We start from the raw sequence: 21,929 nt of genomic DNA on the forward strand, positions 1-21,929 counted from the left end.
TGTGCGGCAAATGCTTGCCTGAGGGCCGGCGCGGCCGTCCGCACACCACGCGGGTGGCGGCGCCGCATGCGCAACCTGTACTGGCGCGAGTGAGCTTTTGTTCTCGCATGGCACGGCCGCGGCGGCAGCGCTCTGCCGTGCCCTCGGCCGTGGTCTCTTCACGCACGCTGGCGTGGCTTCTTCACGCACGCCGGTAATCGTTGCGTCGTGGAGCTTTGTTCGTCCACTCTGCTTTCTGCTTTATTCGTCCGCTTTATTCGTCCGCCTCGTTCTCGTCTTGCCCCGACGGCGCGGCCAGCTTTGCTGGCGCAAGCCAGCTAAACGTGCCGAGAACGGGGCCATGAAACGTGCACTCGGCGGCCGCGGCTTGAATGGCCTTTTTCGGCTTGTCCGAGCCCGGTGCCTGCGCTTGCGCAGCCGCTCGGGCTTCGGAAGCCGCCCCGGTCCCCGCCCCGACCGCCGAAGCGGCACGCGCCGCCGCAACTTCGGACGCCGTCATCACGTGTTCGATCGATCCTTCCACCACCACGCGCGAACCGTCGATACCGGCGCCCGTATGCCGGATCTTCAGCGTATCGGACGATGTTTGCGCCAGCTTGCTGCGCATTAACTGCTCGCACGCGTCGGAGTTCTTGTAGACAGCGGTGCAGGCCGCGAGCAGTGCCGCAGTGGTCGAGACGCACGCGAGAGTGAGAATCCGAATCTTCATTGACGTTCCGTTTGTCAAACCGTCGCGAATTGTAGCCTGGGCGCGTGCACAAGCCTGTGCTTGACGCCGTCCCAATAATATGTTCCCATTGCGCACTATGTACCGCGCCCAGACCACCCTATCGCTACTACTAGCCCGCTCTACCGGGCTAGGTCTGCTGCTGCGCGCTTCCAACTGAATCACCCGAAGCACCGCATAATTCCCCAGTAACTGACCAGCCCCGGTTCCCGACCGGCGGCCCTGCTTTACGTTTTTGTCGTCCGGTCGACTACCTGCCTGTCGAATCCACGGACGATGAAAATGTTGAAAAACCCTGCCACCAAGTACCGCTCGTTCAAGCCCATCAATTTGACGGACCGCCAGTGGCCGTCGCGCACCATTACGCGCGCGCCGATCTGGATGAGCACCGACCTGCGCGACGGCAACCAGGCACTGTTCGAGCCGATGAACAGCGAACGCAAGATGCGCATGTTCAAGACGCTGGTGCAGATCGGCTTCAAGGAGATCGAGGTCGCGTTCCCGTCGGCGTCGCAAACCGATTTCAATTTCGTGCGCGAGCTGATCGAGGGCGGCCATATTCCCGACGACGTCACGATCGAAGTGTTGACTCAGGCTCGCGACGACCTGATCGAACGCACCTTCGAGTCGTTGCGTGGTGCGCCGCGCGCGATCGTCCACCTGTACAACGCGACAGCGCCGGAATTCCGCAAGATCGTGTTCGGCCTCGACCAGAACGGCGTGAAGGAACTCGCGCAAAAAGCCGCGCGCACCATGAAGCGTCTTGCCGACGCCGCGCCGGAAACGCACTTCACGCTGCAGTACAGCCCGGAAGTGTTCAGCGGCACCGAACTGGAATTCGCCAAGGAAGTCTGCGACGCCGTATTCGACATCTGGCAACCGACGCCTGAACACAAAGCCATCGTCAACCTGCCGGCGACGGTTGAAATGGCGACCCCGAACGTGTACGCCGACCAGATCGAATGGATGCACCGCAACCTCGCCCGCCGCGATTCGCTGATCGTCTCCGTGCATCCGCATAACGACCGCGGCACGGCTGTCGCCGCCGCGGAACTCGCGGTGATGGCCGGCGCGGACCGCATCGAAGGGTGCCTGTTCGGCAACGGCGAGCGCACCGGCAACGTCGACCTCGTCACCCTCGCGTTGAATCTGTACACGCAGGGCGTCGACCCGGGGCTCGACTTCTCGAACATCAACGAAATCGCACGCACCGCCGAGGAGTGCACGCAGTTGCCGGTGCATCCGCGTCACCCGTATGTCGGCGACCTGGTGTTCACGGCGTTCTCCGGCTCGCACCAGGACGCGATCAAGAAGGGCTTTGCCGCGCAGAAGCCGGACGCGTTGTGGGAAGTGCCCTATATGCCGATCGATCCGAACGACCTCGGCCGCACCTACGACTCCGTGATTCGCGTGAACAGCCAGTCGGGTAAGGGCGGCATTGCGTATCTGCTCGAGCAGAGCTACGGCGTGGTGTTGCCGCGTCGCCTGCAGGTGGATTTCAGCTCGGCCGTGCAGCGCTTTACCGATACGAGCGGACAGGAAGTCACCTCGCCGCAGATCTGGGAATTGTTCCAGCAGGAATATGTGCGCACCGCGGCGCCGGTTCATTACGTCGGCCACAGCCTGTCCGAGCAGAACGGACGCGAGCGCATCAAGCTGACTGTCGACATCAACGGCGCGCGCCGCGTGTTGCACGGTGAAGGCAATGGTCCGCTCGACGCTCTCATGCATGCGCTCGACGTGCCGGTGCGTATCCAGCACTACGAGGAGCGCGCGTTGACGCAAGGCGCGGATGCGCGCGCGGTGGCCGTCGCTGAAATGGCCGGTGCCGACGTAACCGGCAGCGCGTTCGGCGTGGGTATCGACGCCAATCTGGTGACGGCGTCGATTCGCGCGGTAATCAGCGGTGTGAACCGCGCTTATGCGCGTGCCAGCGAAGCAGCGAAGCAACGCTTCTTCGATACGGCGCTGAGTGACGAAGCCGAGCGCGCGGAGGCATGAGCGGCAGCTAGCCGGGTGGCGATGACCGGACTCGCGAAAGCGCGCGGGCTGAGCCGCCGCACCGCGAGTCCGGGAAAACGGTGAAGCACCCCAAAGGTTGGACCTGTGTCCAATTTCGGGGGTGCGGTTTTTTGGGCTCACAGCAGCCTTTGCTGTATACCCCAACCCGAGCGGCGTACCTACCCACACCTGCCGTGCGACAAACCCCGCCTTCTACTCGGACCACGCATCAGGCAAGCTGTGCGTGAGCGTCGACACGAAGCGCGCGGTCTCCTCCTGCTTCGGCCGCATGAAGACATCGCGCGACGGACCCGACTCCACCACCACGCCATTGTTCAGAAACACCACGTCGCGCGCGATTGTCGCCGCGAGCCGCAAGTCGTGCGTGGCCATCAGCATGGTCATGCCTTCGCTTGCGAGTTGCTTGAGCACTTCCACCACTTCGGCGGCAAGGCCGGGATCGAGCGCGGAGGTGGGTTCGTCGCACAGCAACACTTCCGGCGACGGCGCCAACGCGCGCGCAATCGCCACGCGTTGCTGCTGCCCGCCCGAGAGGGTGACGGGCCACGCATCGCCTTTATGCGCGATGCCCACTTTTTCGAGCAGTTCGTCGGCGCGGGCGCGCGCTTTTTCCTTATCCCACTTGAGCACGGTCAGCAGCCCTTCCATCACGTTCTGACGCACCGTCAAATGTGGAAACAGCTGGAAGTTCTGAAACACCATGCCGGTACGGCGCCGAATGGTGAGCACCGTTTCGCGCGACGGCCGCTCGTCCCGAGTAAACGTGAGCCTCTGATCGCCGATTTCGAGCGAACCGGCCTCGGGAATTTCAAGCAGATTCACGCAGCGCAGCAGCGTGCTTTTACCGCTGCCCGACGGACCGATGAGCGCGGTCACGTTGCCTTGCGCCAGTTGCAGATCGACCGAATCGAGCACACGGTGCCCGCTGAAGTATTTGTCGATTTTTTCCAGTCGGATCATCAGTTGCCCGCCTGAAAGAGTGCATGACGGCCGAACTTGCGCTCGAGCCTCACCTGCGCCGAAGACAGCACCGAGCTGAACAGCAGATAGACGAGCGCCGCCTCGGTGTACAGGATCAACGGTTCGTAGGTCACCGAAGCAATTCGCTGCGCGGCCTGGAACACCTCGGGCACGGTCAGCACCGCCGCGAGCGAGGTGTCCTTCACGAGCGCAATAAATGAGTTCGATAGCGGCGGCAGCGCGACACGCGCCGCTTGCGGAAGGATCGCACGACGCAGCGCCTGCTCGCGCGTCATGCCCATCGAATATGCGGCTTCCCACTGCCCTTTCGGGATCGACTCGATCACGCCGCGTATCACCTCCGAGTTGTAGGCGCCCACGTTCAGCGAAAAACCGATAATCGCGGCTGTCAACGGATCGAGCACGATGCCGACGTTCGGCAAGCCATAGAAGATCACGAATAGTTGCACGAGCAACGGTGAGCCACGAAAGAGCCACACGTAAAAGCGCACCGCCGCCACCGCCCACTTCGGCCCGAACAGCCGCACGAGCGCGACGATAAACGCGAGCGCGAGACCGATAGCGAACGACGCCAGCGTGAGCGGCACCGTGAACACGAGCCCCGCATACAGCAGGGGCCACAGCGACTGTGCCATCAGATGCAACCATGCCGGCATGATTCAGACTCGCAAAAGGCGTTTACTGGGAGACGTCCTTGCCGAAGTACTTCTGCGAAATCTTCGCGTACGTGCCGTCTTTCTTCATATCCGCGAGCGCCTTGTTGATGGCCGCGACGAGTTCCGGGCTGCCCTTGCGGATCAGCACAGCGGACTTGTCGCTGCTCTCGCCCGACGTATCCAGCGCGGCAATCTTCACCTTTGCATTCGGCTTGTGCTTCTTGAAGTCGAGGAACGACAGCGAATCGTTGACGGTTGCATCCACCCGCCCCGCGGTCAACAGGTCGATCGATTCGTTGAAGCCCTGCACCGGAATCACTTCGGCGCCGTGCGCCGCTGCTATCTTGCCGAAGTTGCTGGTGAGCGTATTGGCCGACTTCTTGCCTTTCAGGTCGTCGAAAGTCTTGATGGTGGTGTTGTCCGAGCGCACGATCAGCGCCGCGTGCGACGTGATGTACGGGTCCGAGAAATCGTATTTCGCCTTGCGCGCGTCCGTAACCGCCACTTCATTGATCACCGCGTCGTAGCGGTTCACGTCGAGCCCCGCGATCAGGCCGTCCCATTTGCCCTCGACGAATTGCGGCTTGACGCCAAGACGCTGCGCGATCTGCGTGCCGATCTCCACGTCGAAGCCGGTCAGCTTGCCCGATTCGTCGTGGTACGTGAACGGCGCATAAGTGCCTTCGGTGCCGATCCTGAACACGCCCGAGGACTTGATCTGCGCGAATTCATCGGCTGCGAAGACGGGGCTCGCGGCGACCGCATGCAGCAGCGCAACCAGAACAATGGAACGAATCGACTTCATGAGAGGCTCCCTAAAGTGGCCAGGCGCAATGCCTGGTGTGGCCAGGCCGTATGCCTGGTCTTGTGTCGGCAGTCCCGCAGGCAGCGCGCCCGGCGGAGTGGGCGGACTGTAGCAAACGGCTTGCCTTTTTACAAAGGATCAGGTTTCCAATTCATATGCATATGCGTGCTAAGCCGCATCCGCGGCGTTCGTCATCGCGCGAGTTTCAACTCTACAGCAGATACGAATGCGCGGCATGCATCGCAACATGGAAGGTGGGCGCGGCGCCATCGGGGAAAACGCGAGACGCTTGTGCCGCAGCGAATGCGCGGCAGCGTGGCAAATGCGGCGCGGGCGTGGCATGCCCGCGCCGCCGGTCAGGCTTGCAAAACCTCTACCGCTCCACCGGGTGCGGCTCTTTGAGCCGGTTGGACACCCGGATCGCATCGAAGTAGGCCGGGTTGGGCGGACGCTTCTGATAACGGCCCGCGCCACGCACCGCGCGCAACTCGCCATCGGTCCACGCAAGCGCGCCGCGCGTGAGCGTGTGCATGGCCACGCCCTGCACGGTCATTCCTTCGAAGACGTTGAAGTCCACGTTCTGATGATGCGTCTTCACCGAAATGGTCTTGCTTGCATGCGGGTCCCATACGACGATGTCCGCATCGGCGCCCACGCGTATTGCGCCTTTGCGCGGATACAGATTGAAGATTTGCGCGGCGTTGGTGGACGTGATACGCACGAACTCATTGGGCGTGAGACGCCCCGAGTTCACGCCGTGATGCCATAGCACGGCCATGCGGTCTTCCACGCCGCCGCAGCCGTTTGGGATCTTCGTGAAGTCTTCGCGGCCCATTGCCTTCTGCGATGCGCAAAAGACGCAGTGATCGGTGGCCGTGGTATGCAGCTGCCCGGCCTGCAAGCCGCGCCATAGTGCTTCGCGATGCTCGGCCGAGCGAAACGGCGGGCTCATCACATGGGCCGCCGCGCGCGTCCAGTCGGGGTCGCGATACACCGCTTCGTCTATCACCAGGTGCCCCGGCAGCACTTCGCCGAATACGCGCAGCCCCTCGCTGCGCGCGCGCGAAATCGCGTCGACCGCGTCTTTCGCGGACACGTGCACGATATACACCGGCACGCCCAGCACCTGCGCAATGCGAATCGCGCGATTGGCGGCCTCGCCTTCCACCTCCGGCGGCCGCGATAGCGGATGAGCCTCCGGACCGGTAAAGCCCTTTGCGAGCAACTGACGCTGCAACTGAAACACCAGCTCGCCGTTTTCCGCATGCACGGTGGGCAGCGCGCCGAGTTCGAGCGAACGCGAGAAGCTGTTCACCAGCACTTCGTCGTCGGCCATGATCGCGTTCTTGTAGGCCATGAAATGCTTGAAGCTCGACACACCGTGCTCATGCACGAGCGTGCCCATGTCGCGGTACACCGAGTCGTCCCACCACGTCACAGCCACATGAAAGCCATAATCCGCCGCCGCCTTCCCGGCCCAGCCGCGCCACTCGTTGAACGCTTCCATCAGGCTTTGCTTAGGACTGGGAATCACGAAGTCGATGATGCTCGTCGTGCCGCCCGACAATCCGGCCGCCGTGCCGGTGTAGAAATCGTCGCTCGCCGTGGTGCCCATGAACGGCAGTTCCATATGCGTGTGCGGATCGATGCCGCCCGGCATCACGTACTGGCCGCCCGCGTCGACTATCGACGCGTCCGCCGGGGCCGCGAGGTCCGTGCCGATCTGCAGGATCGTGCCGCCGTCCTGCGGGTCGGCACATAACACGTCGGCACGGTAGGTGTTTTCCGCGTCGATGATCGTGCCGCCGCGAATCAGGGTCGTCATGTTCCGCCTCCTTGTGAACTTGCGTATATCGCTGCCGTCTGCGTTATTGTCTACGCGCTCGCCACGCGCGCACTCGGTCCCTTGCTGAACTTCATCCAGGCGCTATACACGACGGACGCCAATGCAAGCCCGACAAACCACGCATACGTATAGAGCGTATTGAAGATCGACGGCACGTTGGCAAACGAAGCCGGAAAGGCAGTGTGCAGGAAACCGGGCAGATTCGGCAGCACGCCGATCACGAGCGCCACCACCGCGCCAATGTTCCAGCCGCCCGTATAGCTGTATTCGCCGCGTTCGTCGAAAAGCTCGCGCGTATCGAGGCGCGTGCCGCGAATCAGGAAGTAGTCGACCATCAGAATGCCTGCCACCGGACCCAGCAACGCCGAATAGCCGACGAGCCACGTGAAGATATAGCCCTGCGTGGTCGCGAGAATCTTCCACGGCATCATCACGATCGCAATGGTCGCGGTAATCATGCCGCCCGCGCGATACGAAATGCCTTTGGGCCACAGGCTCGAAAAATCATAGGCGGGGCCGACGAGATTCGCGGCCAGATTGCAGCACATGGTGTCGAGCGTGAGAATAATGAGCGCCAGTCCGACGCCAATGCCCGTCATCCGGCTCGTCAGATCGATCGGGTCCCAGATCGCCTTGCCGTAGATCACCACGGTCGCCGAGGTCACGACGACGGAGATCACCGAGAGCAAAGCCATCGGCACCGGCAAGCCGATCGACTGTCCGACCATCTGGTCGCGCTGTGTTCTTGCAAAGCGTGTGAAGTCGGGAATGTTCAGCGCGAGCGTGGCCCAAAAGCCGACCATCGCAGTGAGGCCCGGCCAGAACGTGGCCCAGAACATCCCCTCTTTCTTGCCGCCCGGCACGAACTGCGACGGTGCGGAAAGCATCGAGCCGAGGCCGCCCGCCTTCGACGTCGCCCACCATACGAGCGCCACGCACATCACAATCTTGATCGGCGCCGACCAGCTTTCGAGCCAGCGGATCGAATCTGTGCCGTGCACGATGAAGTAAATCTGCAGCGCCCAGAAGAAGAGAAAACAGGCGAGCTGTCCAATGGAAATGTCGATGAACGGCAAGGCCGCGCCATGCAGCGCGTTGCCGGTCAGAATATTCAGTAGCGTATAGATCGCGCTGCCGCCCAGCCACGTTTGTATGCCGTACCAGCCGCACGCCACGATGGCGCGCAGCATTGCAGGCAGCTTCGCGCCCTGGGTGCCGAACGACGAGCGCACCAGCACCGCATACGGAATGCCGTGCTTCGCGCCCGCGTGGCCGATCAGCAGCATGGGCACGAGCACGATCAAATTGCCGAGCAACACGGTCAACACCGCCTGCCACGGCGACATGCCCTGTTCGGTCAAGCCGGCGGCCAGCATGTATGACGCAATGTTCATCACCATGCCGACCCACAGCGCCGCGAAGTGATACCAGCGCCATGTGCGCTGCGCAGTGCCGGTCGGCGCGAGGTCGTCGTTGTAAAGACTGCTGCTGTGCGCGCCGGCCGCGAATTGCGGGTCGGCGGGTTGCGCGGTCTGCTTCATCGAAAGATCTCCACTTGAACGTTGCAGCCCGCGCGGCTTCTTGCGGCGCGTCGGGCGTTAAGGGAAACACGGCTCCTGCACAAGCACTGCGCAAATGACAGAAAGTGCCCGGTTTCACGCGGCTTTTGCTGCGTGCGCCGGCTCCGTGCCTGCTTCGTGTGCTTCGCTCTGTGCCACATTCACGCGCGCCGGATTGTTCGGATGCGTGGTCCAGTTCGCGTATTCGCCGTTATCCACGCGCTCCATCGTTATGCATTGCTCGACGGGGCACACGTGCATGCACAGATTGCAGCCCACACATTCGGAGTCCATCACTTCAAAATGCCGCACGCCAGCTTTTTCTTTCGTGATTGCCTGGTGCGCAGTGTCTTCGCACGCGATATGACACAGCCCGCATTGAATGCACTTGTCCTGATCGATGCGCGCCTTGATGCTGTAGTTGAGGTTCAGATACTTCCAGTCGGTGACATTGGGCACCGCGCGCCCGCGGATGTCGTCGAGTGTCGCGTAGCCCTTTTCATCCATCCAGTTGGACAGGCCGTCCGCGAGATCCGTCACGATGCGGAAGCCGTAGTGCATGGCCGCCGTGCAAACCTGCACGCTGCCGGCGCCCAGCACCATGAATTCCGCCGCATCGCGCCACGTGGAAATGCCGCCTATTCCCGAGATGGGCAGGTTCGGCGTTTGTTCGTCGCGCGCAATTTCAGCCACCATGTTGAGCGCGATCGGCTTGACCGCCGGGCCGCAGTAGCCTCCGTGCGTGCCCTTGCCGTCGACCATCGGCAACGGCGACATTGCGTCGAGATCCACTGCGACAATCGAGTTGATCGTGTTGATCAACGACACGCCGTCCGCGCCGCCTTTATATGCCGCGCGCGAACCGAGGCGAATGTCGGTGATGTTCGGCGTGAGCTTCACGAGACACGGCAGGCACGAGCCTTCCTTGACCCAGCGCGTGACCATTTCGATGTACTCCGGCACCTGGCCGACCGCCGAGCCCATGCCTCGCTCGCTCATGCCGTGCGGGCAGCCGAAATTCAATTCCACCGCATCGGCGCCGGTGTCTTCGACGAGCGGCAATATCCACTTCCAGTCACGCTCGTTGCACGGCACCATCAGCGACACGATCATCGCGCGCTCAGGCCAGTCGCGCTTGACCTGCGCGATCTCCCGCAAATTCACTTCCAGCGGACGATCCGTAATCAACTCGATGTTGTTGAGCCCCGCGATACGCTGACCGTTCCATTGCACGGCGCCGTAGCGCGAACTGACGTTGACCACGTGCGGGTCGAGGCCGAGGGTCTTCCACACCACGCCGCCCCAGCCTGCCTCGAACGCGCGGTTCACGTTATAGGCTTTGTCGGTTGGCGGCGCGGAGGCGAGCCAGAAGGGATTCGGCGATGTAATGCCGGCAATCGTACAGCGCAGATCGGCCATGTTGGGCTCCTTGGGGACGGCTGTTTTTATGTGACTCGTTTTATGCGACCCGCCTCTCGGGTCTTTCGCGCTAGGCGGCCTTGATGCCGGTGCGTGCAAACTGCGCATGAATGGCGTCGGCGGCAAGCTTGCCGTCCTGCACCGCCTGTACCGTCAGATCGACGCCGCCGCTCGCCGCACAATCGCCCCCGGCCCACACACCGGCGAGCGAGGTCTGCCCGTTCGCATCGACGGCGATGCGGCTGCCGTCGAGCGTCAGCAGTTCGCGATCGAGTCCAACGGTCACGAGCGTCTGCCCGATTGCCTTCAGCACCATGTCCGCTTCAATGACGAGGCGCTCAGTGTCACCCGTGCTCAGCGTTCGTTCGAACTCCACCCCCGTCACCACGCCGCCCTCTCCGAGCAGACGCACCGGCGTTGCGTGCGTGACGAGCGTGACGCCGTTGGTCTGCGCGAACTCCCGCTCTGCCCACGTCGCGCTCATGGATTCGACGCCGCGCCGGTACACCATCGTCACCGCAGTCGCGCCGAGCTTGCGGCTTTGCACCGCGGCGTCCACTGCCGTATTGCCTCCGCCTATGACGACGACGCGGCGGCCAACCGACACGCTGCCCCAATCGCGCGCGCTGCGAATCGTTTTGATAAAGTCCACTGCGTTCATCACGCCGGCCAGATCCTCGCCCGCCGCGCCAAGCTCACGCACGCCCGCGAGGCCGATCGCGAGAAACACCGCGTCGTATTGCTTGCGCAGCGCATCCAGTTCGACGTCGCGACCGAGCGCCATACCGTGCCTGATCTCGATACCGCCGACCGAGCACAGCCATTGCACTTCGCGCTGCGCGAAATCGTCGACGGTCTTATAGGCCGCAATCCCGTATTCGTTGAGCCCGCCGGCTTTCTCATGCGGGTCGTAAATCGTCACGTCGTGGCCGAACAGCGCGAGGCGATGCGCGCAGGAAAGACCTGCCGGGCCCGCGCCGAGCACGGCAACCCGCCGGCCGGTTGCGGGCGCGCGCGTAAAGAGCGCTTCGCCGCGCGCCATCGCCCAATCGGTCGCATGGCGTTGCAGCGCGCCAATGGCTACCGGCTTCGCATCCTGATGGTTGCGCACGCAAGCACCTTCGCAAAGAATCTCGGTGGGGCACACGCGCGCGCACATGCCGCCAAGCGGATTCGCCGACAGAATGTCCAGCGCCGCGCCCTTCAGATTGCCGTTGCCGATCTTGCGGATAAAGCTGGGGATGTCGATCTGCGTCGGGCATGCGTTCACGCACGGGGCGTCGTAGCAATAGTGGCAGCGGTTCGCCGCCGCCGCGGCGGCACTCGCGTCGAGCAACGGCGCAATGTCGGAGAACTCGCAGGCAAGCTGCTCGGACGACAGGCGCTGCGCGGCGATATCGCCGGTTTGCTTGATGGCCATACACGTTCCTTCTGTCGATGTGAGGACGCAGCCGCGTTGGTCGGCGCTCGCGTGGACGAGGCTCGCACGGCATTTTTCTGGCACTGCGATTACTACGGTTTCTGCGATTACTGCGGTCGCTGCGGTGAAGCGGCTAGTGCACTAAAGCACTAGAGCAACCCAAGAAGCACCCACTATGAAACCGGCTCGCACGCCCGCTCGAGCATGGCGTGCAGCAGGACGTTCGCGCCCGCCTCGATCCATTCGAACGTGGCGTCCTCGATTTCGTTGTGACTGATACCGTCCACGCAGGGCACGAACACCATCGACGTGGGCGCGACCTGCGCGAGGTAACACGCATCGTGTCCCGCGCCCGACACCATGTCGCGATGCGAGTAACCGAAGCGCTGCGCCGCCGCGCGCACGGACTTCACGCAGGCTTCGTCGAACGCAACCGGAGCGTAGTAAAAGATCTGCTCGAGTTCGGTTTCGAGCCCAATGCCGCCGGCAATGCGAGCAACGCCCTCGCGCAATGCGGCATCCATTTTTGCGAGCACGGCGTCGTCGGGGTGACGGAAGTCGACGGTAAAGAACACGCGGCCTGGAATCACATTGCGCGAGTTCGGATGCACCTGCATCATGCCGACCGTCGCGCATGCGAGCGGCGCATGGTCGAGCCCAATGCGATTGACAAGATCGACAACGCGCGAGGCGCCCAGCAGCGCATCGCGCCGCCGCGGCATGGGTGTCGGCCCCGCATGCGCTTCCTGACCCGTCAACGTGATTTCATACCAGCGCTGGCCCTGCGCGTCGGTGACCACGCCGATGGTTTTCTGCTCGGCCTCGAGAATCGGCCCCTGCTCGATATGCAGTTCGAACGCCGCGTGCAACTGGCGACCGCCGCACGGTACATCGCCCGCATAGCCAATGCGCTGCAATTCCTCGCCGATGGTCTTGCCGTCTACGTCCTTGCGCGACAAGCCATACTCGAGGGAAAACACCCCCGCGAATACGCCGGACGCGACCATGGCGGGTGCAAAGCGCGAGCCTTCTTCGTTGGTCCAGATCACGACCTCTATGGGATGCTCTGTTTCGATACCGTGATCGTTCAGGCTGCGAATCACTTCCAGACCGCCCAGCACACCGTAGATGCCGTCGAAGCGGCCGCCCGTCGGCTGCGAATCGGCATGCGAGCCGGTCATCACAGGCAGCGCGTCCGGATTGCGCCCCGCGCGGCGCATGAAGACGTTGCCCATCTGGTCGATGCTGACCGTGCAGCCCGCTTCCTTCGCCCAGCTAACTATCAGGTCGCGCCCCTGCTTGTCGAGGTCGGTGAGCGCAAGGCGGCACACGCCGCCTCTGGGCGTTGCGCCGATCTTCGCCATTGTCATGAGGCTGTCCCACAGCCGCTTGCCGTCGACCCGGACCGACGCCGCGTCGTCCGCACCCGCCACGGGAGCACCCTTCGGCGCGCCCTTCAGCGCTTCAGTAACCGCGTTCATTCGTCTCGCTCCTTTCGGTGAACCGACATGAAACTGGTGCATGGGCGGCGGTTGTGGGGCGTGTCCGCACGGTGGCGGTGCAAGCTCGATGCACTCGGCTGCCCACTGATACAAAGGGCAAACCCTGGTGCATGTCCCGCTCTGTCAATCCTGTCCAGTTGGACAGGTTGTAGACGATTCACACCGCCAAATCAATGCCTTTCGCACGAGAGAAACAAGAGCGAGAAGCGTGCCATTGCATTGCAGCACGGCCGCGCGGCACGTGAGAAATACGTGTGTGAGCGCGGCGTCGAGCGGCTAGAATGAAGCGCGACGCGGCACGCATGCCGACGAAGGCGAACATGAGAGACGAAGACGTAGCGGCACGCATCACCGATCATGACGAAACACGCGCGCCTTTGCGGCGGCGCAAGGCGCACATTCGCGAGTCGAACGAAGCCCACCTTCTGGCGTGTGCGGAAGCGGTTTTTGCCGAACGCGGGCTGGACGGCGCAAGCACCGCGATGATCGCCGAGCGCGCAGGTCTACCGAAAGCCAACGTGCATTACTACTTCCCGACGAAACTTGCGCTGTACCGCCGCGTGCTCGAAGACCTGTTCGAAGACTGGCATCGCGCGGCCGATACCTTCGAATGCAGCGACGACCCCGTCGAGGCAATCGGCGGCTATGTGCGGGCGAAAATGGAATTGTCGCGGCGGCGTCCGCTCGGCTCGAAAGTATGGGCGAGCGAGATCATTCACGGCGCGGAGCATATGGAAGACATTCTCACGGGCCGGGTCAAGCCGTGGCTCGACAGCCGAGTGAAAGTAATCGACAGCTGGATTGCACGCGGGCTGCTCGCCCCGGTGAACCCGCGCACGTTGATGTACATGATCTGGGCCACCACCCAGCACTACGCGGACTTCGACGCGCAGATCCGCGCGCTCAAAGGCAAGCGCGCGCTCACGCAAAAGTCGTTCGAGGCGACGACTGAAGAAGTCGTGCAACTCGTGATTCGCGCGTGCGGCGCGGTCTCGCCGGCACAGCGCGAGGAAGGCGCGGACCCTGCGCGCTAGGCGTTCTGGTGCAGCGGCGCTGCTTCAGTAGGTTTCCAGATGCAGGCGCCCTTCCTTCCTCAACCTCGCCCACAGTGCATCCCAATCCATCTGATGCTGCTCGCCAATTTCCTTGAGCGCCTGCAGCACGCCGTCTTCCATGCCCTTTAACCCACACACGTAGATATGCGTGTTGTCGTCTTTGAGCATGTGCGCGACGTCTACCGCGCGCTCGCGCATGGCGTCCTGCACATAGCGCCTGGGCTGACCGGGCGTGCGCGAAAATGCCAGATTCGTGTCGATGAAATCTTTCGGCAGATTAGTTAGCGGCCCGAAGTACGGTAATTCCTCTTTGGTTCGCGCGCCGAAAAACAGCATCAGCTTGCCGGTCGCACCTTTGAGCCGGCGCCGCCGCCGGTACTCGGTCATCGCACGCATTGGCGCGGAGCCGGTGCCCGTACAAATCATCAGCAGATGGGAGTTCGGGTGGTTCGGCATCAGGAAGGTGCCGCCGAACGGGCCGATCACCGTCACCACGTCGCCTTTTTTCAGATCGCACAGATAGTTCGAGCAGACGCCGTCAAGCGGATCGCCATGCCGCTGCGAGACGCGTTTCACGGTCAGCGAGACGTTGTTATAGCCGGGCCGCTCGCCGTCGCGCGGACTGGCAATCGAATACTGGCGCGCATGGTGTGCCCGGCCGTCGGCGGTTACGCCGGGCGGCAGTATGCCTATCGACTGCCCCTCCAGCACCGGGAACGGCATCGAGCCGAAATCCAGCACGATGTGATGGATATCGCTTTGCGTCGACGCGTCGGTGAGTCGGTAATTGCCGACCACGGTCGCCGTGGTCGGTGCCTTGTGCGTATACAGATTGACGTATGGTTTTGCCGCGGACCAAGGCGGCACGACGGAGCCGCGCACGGTATCGACGTCGATGCCGCTGGCTACCGACTCGTCCCGCGTCGTATCCGCAACGGGCGCTTCGTCCACCGCGGGGACGGCCATGGTGTTCTGCTCAGGCAATACGTCCCACGTGAACTGCTCTTCGACCGGATACGCGTCGGCCTTCAGCACGGTGCGCCAGTTGTCGATCGCGCCTGTCGGGCACGGCGGCACGCACGCCATGCAGCCGTTGCAGACATCCGCCTTCACGACGTAATTGTTCTCGTCGTGCGTGATCGCGTCGATCGGACAGGTTTCTTCGCAGGTATTGCAGCGAATGCAGATTTCCGGATCGATCAGATGTTGCCTGAGTACCTCGATCGACACTGGGCCGTTCATGATTGCCTCCACCCTGTAGTGCTGAAAAAGCGCGCCGCGCTTTTTGCGTGCGTTCAGTTAAAGCGCACGTATTCGAAATCCACCGGCTGACGGTTCACGCCCATTGCGGGCGGCGCAATCCAGTTCGCGAACTTGCCCGGCTCCACCACGCGTCCCATCAGCGAGGCGACGAATGCGCGGTCTTCGGGCGTGGCGAGCCACCTGGCTTCGTTGGCGGCCCACTCCGCTTCGCTGACCACGCGGCCCTTCGGCGAGACGCGCGTGCCCGCGAAGGTGCCGATCTGCCGGTTGAATGCCTTGTGCGGCACAGTCATGCGAAAGTCGATGCCGGCCTTTTCGAGCACCTTGTTCCAGCGCCCCACGCCTGCCACCGAATCCTTGATGTAATCGTCACGCAGCACCTCGTTCATTGCATTGAGCATGGGCACTTCGCGCTCCACGAGCTTGCCGTCCTGCACGTCGAGCAATTTGTAGCTCTGCCCGTTCAGTTGATGATCGTCGTCGCGCTTGCTTTCCTCATAGCGTCCTTTGAGTCCCGAACTGTAGAAGGTGGCGGCGTTCGACGAATGATCCGCGCCGAACAGGTCGATCGTCACCGAGTAATGGAAGTTCAGATAGCGCTGGATAGTCGGCAAGTCGATCACGCCCGCTGCGCGAATCCTGGCCACGTCGTCGGTGCCGAGTTCGTTCATCACCTGCGCGGTGCGCTGAATTACGCGCGACACGCCCGATTCGCCGACGAACATATGGTGTGCTTCCTCGGTCAGCATGAACTTCGTCGTGCGCGCGAGCGGATCGAAGCCGGATTCCGCGAGCGCGGAGAGCTGGAACTTGCCGTCGCGATCCGTGAAGTACGTGAACATGTAGAACGCGAGCCAGTCGGGAGTTTTCTCGTTGAATGCACCGAGAATGCGGGGATTGTCGTCGTCGCCCGAACGGCGGCCCAGCAATGCTTCGGCTTCCTCACGACCATCGCGTCCAAAATAGCGATGCAGCAGATACACCATCGCCCACAGGTGCCGCCCCTCTTCCACGTTGACCTGGAACAGGTTGCGCAGATCGTACAGGGAAGGCGCGGTCAGGCCGAGGTGGCGTTGCTGTTCGACGGAAGCCGGCTCGGTATCGCCCTGTGTCACGATGATGCGGCGCAGATTCGCGCGATGTTCGCCGGGCACGTCCTGCCACGCGGCCTCGCCCTTGTGCTCGCCGAAATGAATCTTGCGGTCCTGCTCGCCCGGCGTGAGAAAAATGCCCCAGCGATAGTCCGGCATCTTCACGTGATCGAAATGCGCCCAGCCGCCGGCATCCACGCTCACGGCCGTGCGCAGGTATACGTCGTAGCCGTGCGAGCCTTCCGGTCCCATGTCGCCCCACCAGGAGAGGAAGTTGGGTTGCCATTGTTCGAGTGCGCGTTGCAGCGCGCGGTCGTCGGCGAGATTGACGTTGTTCGGAATCTTTTCACTGTAATTGATGGTCGACATGGTCGGTTCCTTGCAATGCTGAAGATGGGAGGCGCGCGAGTAAAGCGCAGGTCGCGTGGCGGCGCGCGTCAGACGCGCGAAACGTCGAATTGCGCCTTGCTGCCCTTGCCGTACACCTTGAGCGCGCCCTTCTCGCCTACAGCGTTCGGCCGGTTGAAGATCCAGTTCTGCCATGCAGTGAGACGGCCGAAGATGCGCGTCTCCATCGTTTCGGGCCCGTTAAAGCGCAGATTTGCTTCGAGCCCCGTCAGCGCGTCCGGCGACATGGCCGCGCGCTCCTCCAGTGCAATGCGGATTTCGTCGGCCCAGTCGATATCGTCCGGCGCCGCGGTCACGAGACCAAGACGCTCGGCTTCGACCGCTTTGATCTGCTGGCCGATGCGCGAACGAACGGCGTCGAGCGCTTGCGCTTCCTCATAGAAGCGGCGCGCGAGCCGCGACTGATGGGTGACCATCGGATAAAGCCCGAAGTTGACTTCCGACAGCGTGATGGCCGGCTCTTCTTCCTCGTTGCCCGGCAACGCGGCCATATACGAGCGGTCCGCGGCGAATGCCAGTTCAGCGAACGTGCCGGCAAAACATGAGCCGGGTTCGATCAACGCAAAAAGCGAACGCGACGATACGTCGATGCGTGCGAACGTGCGGCGCAACATGCCGATCGTTTCGCGCACGAACCAGTGGTCCTTGTGCTGCATGAGCACAGCATCCACGGCGAGCAGGTTGCGCGCGTCGCCTTCTGTGCGAAACACCCAGGTGCCCACTTCGAGTTCGTTGGTGCGCAGCGAGAGGATCGCGTCGTCGAGTTCGCGCGCGAATTGCAGCGGCCACCAGTTGGCGCCTGCGGCGACAATCGCCTCGACCGTCGTGGGCTGTGCTGCCTGCGGCGCGCGGGCGTTGAAGGTGGCAGTGCGCCTCGCGCGGTCGATGCTCACTTCGAGCGTCTGATACGTCAGGCCGTCGTCGCGGTCCGTGCGTTCTATGCGGGTAAGCTTCACACCTTGCGCGTCCGAGGGACGGTCGCTCTGCGCGGCGAGTTCAAGCGCGCGGGCCTGAATAGCCGCGTCGAACTGGTTTGGCTTCACGACTTCATCGACAAGACGCCATGCCTTCGCGCGCTCGCCGCGAATGCCCTCGACCACAGTGCAAAAGATGTCGGCGCGATCGTGGCGCACACGGCGCTTGTCGGTCACACGCGTGAGGCCGCCGGTGCCGGGCAGCACGCCCAGCAGCGGCACTTCCGGCAGCGACACGGACGACGAACGGTCGTCGACCAGATAGATTTCGTCGCAGGCAAGCGCGAGTTCGTAACCGCCGCCCGCACACGCACCGTTCACGGCCGCCAGAAACTTGAGCCCGGAATGGCGCGACGAGTCTTCGAGGCCGTTGCGCGTTTCATTGGTGAACTTGCAGAAGTTGACCTTCCACGCATGCGACGAAACCCCCAGCATGAAGATGTTCGCGCCCGAGCAGAACACGCGGTCCTTCAGGCTCGTCACCACGACTGTTCGCACTTCCGGATGCTCGAAGCGGATGCGCTGGATCGCGTCGTGCAGTTCGATATCGACGCCGAGGTCGTACGAATTGAGCTTCAGCTTGTAGCCGTCGCGAATGCCGCCGTCTTCTGCGATGTCGATGCCGAGCGTCGCCACCGGCCCATTGAAGCTCAGTTTCCAATGCTTGTACTGGGAGGGATCGGTGCGGTAATCGACCGGCGCAATGGCGGTTTCTGCTGTGGACATGGGCGTCTCCTGACTGGACGATGCAAGTTGATGATCGAACAATAGTGCATCGCCCTACCCATGTAAAGCATTTTAATGCATGTTAACGCGTTAACCCTGACTTACCAGTGCAGGTCACGCGGTCGGCGCTTCGTCGGGAGACTCGGCGGCCAGCCTTGCAGCAAGGCGGTCGCGCAGTTGCAGATAGGCGTCGGCCAAGGTCTTTTCGCTCGTGTCGAAAGTCATGTCGGCGCGGTCATACAGCTCGCTGCGCCCGGCCAGAATGCGCTTCAGATCGTCCATCGCCTCCTTGTTGCCGGACATGGGACGCAGATCGCCTTGCGCGACCACCCGCCGCATATGCTCTTCCGGCGCCGCCTGCAGCCACACCGTAAAGCAGTGCGACAACAGCGTGTTGAACGTGCCCGATTCCGACACGAGCCCGCCGGGCGAAGCGATCACCGCGCGCTCGTGCTCGTTGATGACCGCCTCCAGCGCGCGGTGTTCGTAGCGCCGGTAAGCGCTCGCTCCGTACAGCGAGTGAATCTCCGAGGGCGGGCAGCCGGCCAGTTGCTCGATCACCCGCGTCAGTTCGACGAACGGCACCTTACGCTCCTGCGCGAGCATCCGGCCGAGCGTCGATTTGCCCGCGCCGCGCAAGCCGATCAGCGCGATCCGGTCCTTGCGGTGCGGGTCGCGCGGCGCCTGCGCGAACATCTCGGCCAGCGTCATGCGCGCCCGCTGCAGCGCGGCCTGATCGCGCCCGTGCAGCAGCTCGCGGATCAGCAGCCATTCCGCCGACGCCGTGGTTTCGTCGCCGATCACTTCGGCAAGCGGGCAGTTCAAGGTGGCCGCGATCTGCCGCAACACCAGCACCGACGCATTGCCGACACCCGACTCGAGATTTGCCAGATGCCGCTCGGACAAGCCAGTCTCCGCGGCGAGCGTCTTGCGCGTCATGCCCCGCCGCGCGCGCAACAGACGCACGCGTTCGCCCATCGCGGTGAGAAACGGATCACGTTCCTCGCGTTCGCCGCCGCGCTCGGCGCGCTCCTGGCGAACGGCTTCCTCATCGACGACGGCAGGCGACGGCGCGTCCGGCGGCGTTGTGGCGTAATTTTGCTTCATGTTCCATCCCTCGCAAACCTCAGTACATGTACTATAGTGCTTGACACACACCCCCGTGAACGGTTAATTTTCGCCCAACCTTGATCCATGTACAAAGACTGCCGCGATATTTCGCGCGGCGTCGCGGAGACCGCGCAACGCGTCACATGCAGTGACGTGCATGCGCACAGTCCGGAGGCTTGCATGACCCCATCCGAATTCCAGCGGCTGATCGCCCAGGTCACCGCGCAACTGACCGGCCGGCCGCTGAACGCCGACCTCGCAGACTGGCTGAACGGCACCTATCCCGCCGACAGCGCCACCTTCCGGGAAATCGCCGATGCCTGCCGCGCCGGAGTCGCCGAAGGCTGGCTGTGCAACCGCGAAGCCGGCGGGCTGCGTTACGGCCGCATTTTCAAGGCGCTGCCCGACACGCACGGTTTCTCTGTCGACGTGGTCGAGATGAAGGACATGGCCGGGCCGCATCACGTTCATCCGCATGGAGAGATCGATCTCATCATGCCGCTCACCGAAGGCGCGACCTTCGACGGCCACCCCGCCGGCTGGTGCGTGTATGAGCCCGGCTCCGCTCATCGCCCGACGGTCGCGAAAGGCGCCGCGCTCGTGCTTTATCTCCTGCCGCAAGGCGCCATTGAATTCACTGCGGCATGAGTGCCGCCACGAGTGCCGCCATGATCGAACTATTGAACAATTACATCGCGGGTGAATGGGTTGCGGGCACTGGCGAAGGTGTCACGCTGAGCGACCCGGTGACGGGCGAAGCGCTTGTGCGCGTCTCGAGCGAAGGGCTCGATCTGCCGAACGCGTTCCGTCATGCCCGCAACGAGGCAGGTGGCGCGCTGCGTGCGCTCACCTACGCACAGCGCGCAGCGCGCCTTGCCGACGCCGCCAAGGTGCTGCAGGCAAAGCGCGACGATTACTACGCCATCGCACTGGCGAACTCCGGCACGACACGCAACGATTCGGCGGTCGATATCGACGGCGGCATTTTTACGCTGTCGTACTACGCGAAACTCGGCGCTTCGCTCGGCGACGTACACGTGCTGCGCGACGGCCCTGCAAGCGCACTGAGCAAGGACCAGTCGTTTAGCGTACAGCACGTGCTGACGCCCACACGCGGCGTCGCGCTCTTTATCAACGCGTTCAATTTTCCGGCGTGGGGCTTGTGGGAAAAAGCGGCGCCCGCGCTTCTCTCTGGCGTGCCTGTCATCGTCAAGCCCGCAACAGCGACCGCATGGCTCACGCAACGCATGGTCGCCGATGTGGTCGACGCGGGCATTCTGCCGCGCGGCTCGCTGTCGGTGATTTGCGGCAGCTCCGCGGGGCTGCTCGATCAGGTTCAGGCATTCGATGTCGTGTCGTTCACCGGCTCGGCAGAAACGGCCGCGACCTTGCGAGCGCATCCGGCGTTCGTCGCACGCGGCGCACGGCTGAACGTCGAAGCGGACAGTTTGAACAGCGCGATTCTCTGCGCGGACGCGCAGCCCCACACGCCAGCGTTCGAGCTTTTCATCAACGAAGTCGTGCGTGAAATGACCGTGAAGTCCGGGCAAAAGTGCACGGCGATCCGGCGCGCCTTCGTGCCGGAGGCCACGCTGGACGCGGTAATCGATGCGCTCACAACGAAACTGTCCAAAGTTATCGTGGGCAATCCGCGCAACGACGCCGTAAGAATGGGCTCGCTCGTGAGCCACGCGCAATACGTGAACGTGCTGGCGGGTATCGCCGCTTTACGCGAAGAAGGGGTGCTCGCGTATGACGGTTCGTCCGCCTCTCCCGTCGACGCGGACCCGGCCATCGCGGCGTGCGTGGCGCCGCATCTCTTTGTCGTCAACGATCCGGACAACGCGACGCTGCTGCATAACGTCGAAGTGTTCGGGCCGGTGGCGAGCGTGGCGCCGTATCGCGTTGCGCGCCACGCTGAAGCATTGCCCGAAGCGCATGCCGTCGCCCTCGCACGACGCGGCGAGGGCTCGCTGGTCGCGTCGATCTATTCGAACGACGATGCGCATCTCGGCAGGCTCGCCGTCGAACTCGCCGATTCGCACGGCCGCGTGCATGCCGTGTCGCCTTCCGTGCAACACAGCCAGACCGGTCACGGCAATGTGATGCCCATGTCGCTGCACGGCGGACCGGGACGCGCGGGCGGCGGCGAAGAACTCGGCGGGCTGCGCGCACTCGGCTTCTATCACCGGCGCTCGGCAATTCAAGCGTGCGCAACGGCAATCGACGCACTCGCGCAACTCGCTCATCTGCCCGCGCCCTGAAGGCCCGGCGCACGGCACACACGACGCACGCAGCAAACACCCTGTAACGCAGCAGCGCACGCAAGCATCTAGCGGATCATGAGCACATAACAGCCGGACCG

General features: G+C 63.2%; 17 protein-coding genes. 4 read left to right on the forward strand and 13 right to left on the reverse strand.

Annotated features, from left to right (window positions below; all coding sequences use genetic code 11):
* Positions 1-253: 253 nt before the first annotated feature.
* Positions 254-709: a hypothetical protein gene (locus JNB89_RS09000; RefSeq protein WP_220361947.1), complete on the reverse strand. Its 456-nt coding sequence runs from the start codon at positions 707-709 to the stop codon at positions 254-256.
* 300 nt (positions 710-1,009) lie between these two features.
* Here JNB89_RS09000 and leuA point away from each other — a divergent pair, with 300 nt between their 5' ends.
* The gene (gene leuA / locus JNB89_RS09005; protein WP_220361948.1) at positions 1,010-2,728 is read left to right on the forward strand and encodes a 2-isopropylmalate synthase; all 1,719 of its coding nucleotides are present in this window, start codon (positions 1,010-1,012) and stop codon (positions 2,726-2,728) included.
* Positions 2,729-2,941: 213 nt separating this feature from the next.
* Here the strand turns inward: leuA and JNB89_RS09010 are convergent, their stop codons facing one another.
* From JNB89_RS09010 to JNB89_RS09045, 8 genes are all read right to left on the reverse strand, one after another.
* On the reverse strand, positions 2,942-3,709 hold the full coding sequence (locus tag JNB89_RS09010) for an amino acid ABC transporter ATP-binding protein (protein ID WP_220361949.1): 768 nt from the start codon (positions 3,707-3,709) through the stop codon (positions 2,942-2,944).
* Complete coding sequence (locus tag JNB89_RS09015; protein WP_013338679.1) at positions 3,709-4,386, reverse strand: amino acid ABC transporter permease; 678 nt, start codon at positions 4,384-4,386, stop codon at positions 3,709-3,711. Before JNB89_RS09015 ends, JNB89_RS09010 begins: the two co-directional genes overlap by 1 nt.
* Before the next feature lie 22 nt (positions 4,387-4,408).
* Positions 4,409-5,191 (reverse strand): amino acid ABC transporter substrate-binding protein, encoded by a 783-nt coding sequence (locus JNB89_RS09020; protein WP_220361950.1) that lies wholly within the window; start codon positions 5,189-5,191, stop codon positions 4,409-4,411.
* A 373-nt stretch (positions 5,192-5,564) separates the two neighbouring features.
* A complete protein-coding gene (gene hydA / locus JNB89_RS09025; RefSeq protein WP_220361951.1) occupies positions 5,565-7,016 on the reverse strand; it encodes a dihydropyrimidinase in 1,452 nt (483 codons plus the stop codon).
* A 50-nt stretch (positions 7,017-7,066) separates the two neighbouring features.
* Positions 7,067-8,578 carry an NCS1 family nucleobase:cation symporter-1 gene (locus tag JNB89_RS09030; protein ID WP_220361952.1) on the reverse strand — a complete coding sequence of 504 codons (1,512 nt, stop codon included), beginning with the start codon at positions 8,576-8,578 and terminating at the stop codon, positions 7,067-7,069.
* A 114-nt stretch (positions 8,579-8,692) separates the two neighbouring features.
* Positions 8,693-10,015, reverse strand: a complete 1,323-nt coding sequence (preA, locus tag JNB89_RS09035; protein WP_220361953.1) for an NAD-dependent dihydropyrimidine dehydrogenase subunit PreA — start codon at positions 10,013-10,015, stop codon at positions 8,693-8,695.
* A 70-nt stretch (positions 10,016-10,085) separates the two neighbouring features.
* Complete coding sequence (locus JNB89_RS09040) at positions 10,086-11,435, reverse strand: NAD(P)-dependent oxidoreductase (RefSeq protein ID WP_220361954.1); 1,350 nt, start codon at positions 11,433-11,435, stop codon at positions 10,086-10,088.
* 173 nt (positions 11,436-11,608) lie between these two features.
* Positions 11,609-12,916 (reverse strand): Zn-dependent hydrolase, encoded by a 1,308-nt coding sequence (locus JNB89_RS09045; protein ID WP_220361955.1) that lies wholly within the window; start codon positions 12,914-12,916, stop codon positions 11,609-11,611.
* Positions 12,917-13,257: 341 nt separating this feature from the next.
* Between JNB89_RS09045 and JNB89_RS09050 the strand changes: the two genes are divergently transcribed.
* Positions 13,258-13,971 (forward strand): TetR/AcrR family transcriptional regulator, encoded by a 714-nt coding sequence (locus JNB89_RS09050; RefSeq protein ID WP_041728751.1) that lies wholly within the window; start codon positions 13,258-13,260, stop codon positions 13,969-13,971.
* A 24-nt stretch (positions 13,972-13,995) separates the two neighbouring features.
* Here JNB89_RS09050 and boxA read toward each other — a convergent pair whose 3' ends face one another.
* The 4 genes from boxA to JNB89_RS09070 all read right to left on the reverse strand — a co-directional run bounded on the left by boxA (position 13,996) and on the right by JNB89_RS09070 (position 19,561).
* Positions 13,996-15,234 (reverse strand): benzoyl-CoA 2,3-epoxidase subunit BoxA, encoded by a 1,239-nt coding sequence (gene boxA, locus JNB89_RS09055; RefSeq protein ID WP_220361957.1) that lies wholly within the window; start codon positions 15,232-15,234, stop codon positions 13,996-13,998.
* A 53-nt stretch (positions 15,235-15,287) separates the two neighbouring features.
* Positions 15,288-16,715, reverse strand: a complete 1,428-nt coding sequence (gene boxB / locus JNB89_RS09060) for a benzoyl-CoA 2,3-epoxidase subunit BoxB (protein WP_220361958.1) — start codon at positions 16,713-16,715, stop codon at positions 15,288-15,290.
* A gap of 68 nt (positions 16,716-16,783) precedes the next feature.
* A complete protein-coding gene (boxC, locus tag JNB89_RS09065; protein WP_220361959.1) occupies positions 16,784-18,454 on the reverse strand; it encodes a 2,3-epoxybenzoyl-CoA dihydrolase in 1,671 nt (556 codons plus the stop codon).
* 114 nt (positions 18,455-18,568) lie between these two features.
* Positions 18,569-19,561: a helix-turn-helix transcriptional regulator gene (locus tag JNB89_RS09070; protein ID WP_220361960.1), complete on the reverse strand. Its 993-nt coding sequence runs from the start codon at positions 19,559-19,561 to the stop codon at positions 18,569-18,571.
* 183 nt (positions 19,562-19,744) lie between these two features.
* On the opposite strand from JNB89_RS09070, the gene JNB89_RS09075 reads away from it, so the two are divergent.
* Complete coding sequence (locus tag JNB89_RS09075) at positions 19,745-20,212, forward strand: DUF4863 family protein (RefSeq protein WP_135893325.1); 468 nt, start codon at positions 19,745-19,747, stop codon at positions 20,210-20,212.
* A 20-nt stretch (positions 20,213-20,232) separates the two neighbouring features.
* A complete protein-coding gene (locus tag JNB89_RS09080; protein WP_220361961.1) occupies positions 20,233-21,828 on the forward strand; it encodes a 3,4-dehydroadipyl-CoA semialdehyde dehydrogenase in 1,596 nt (531 codons plus the stop codon).
* Positions 21,829-21,929 lie beyond the last annotated feature (101 nt).

Source organism: Paraburkholderia phenoliruptrix (assembly GCF_019511605.1).
Taxonomy (GTDB): Bacteria; Pseudomonadota; Gammaproteobacteria; order Burkholderiales; family Burkholderiaceae; genus Paraburkholderia; species Paraburkholderia phenoliruptrix_A.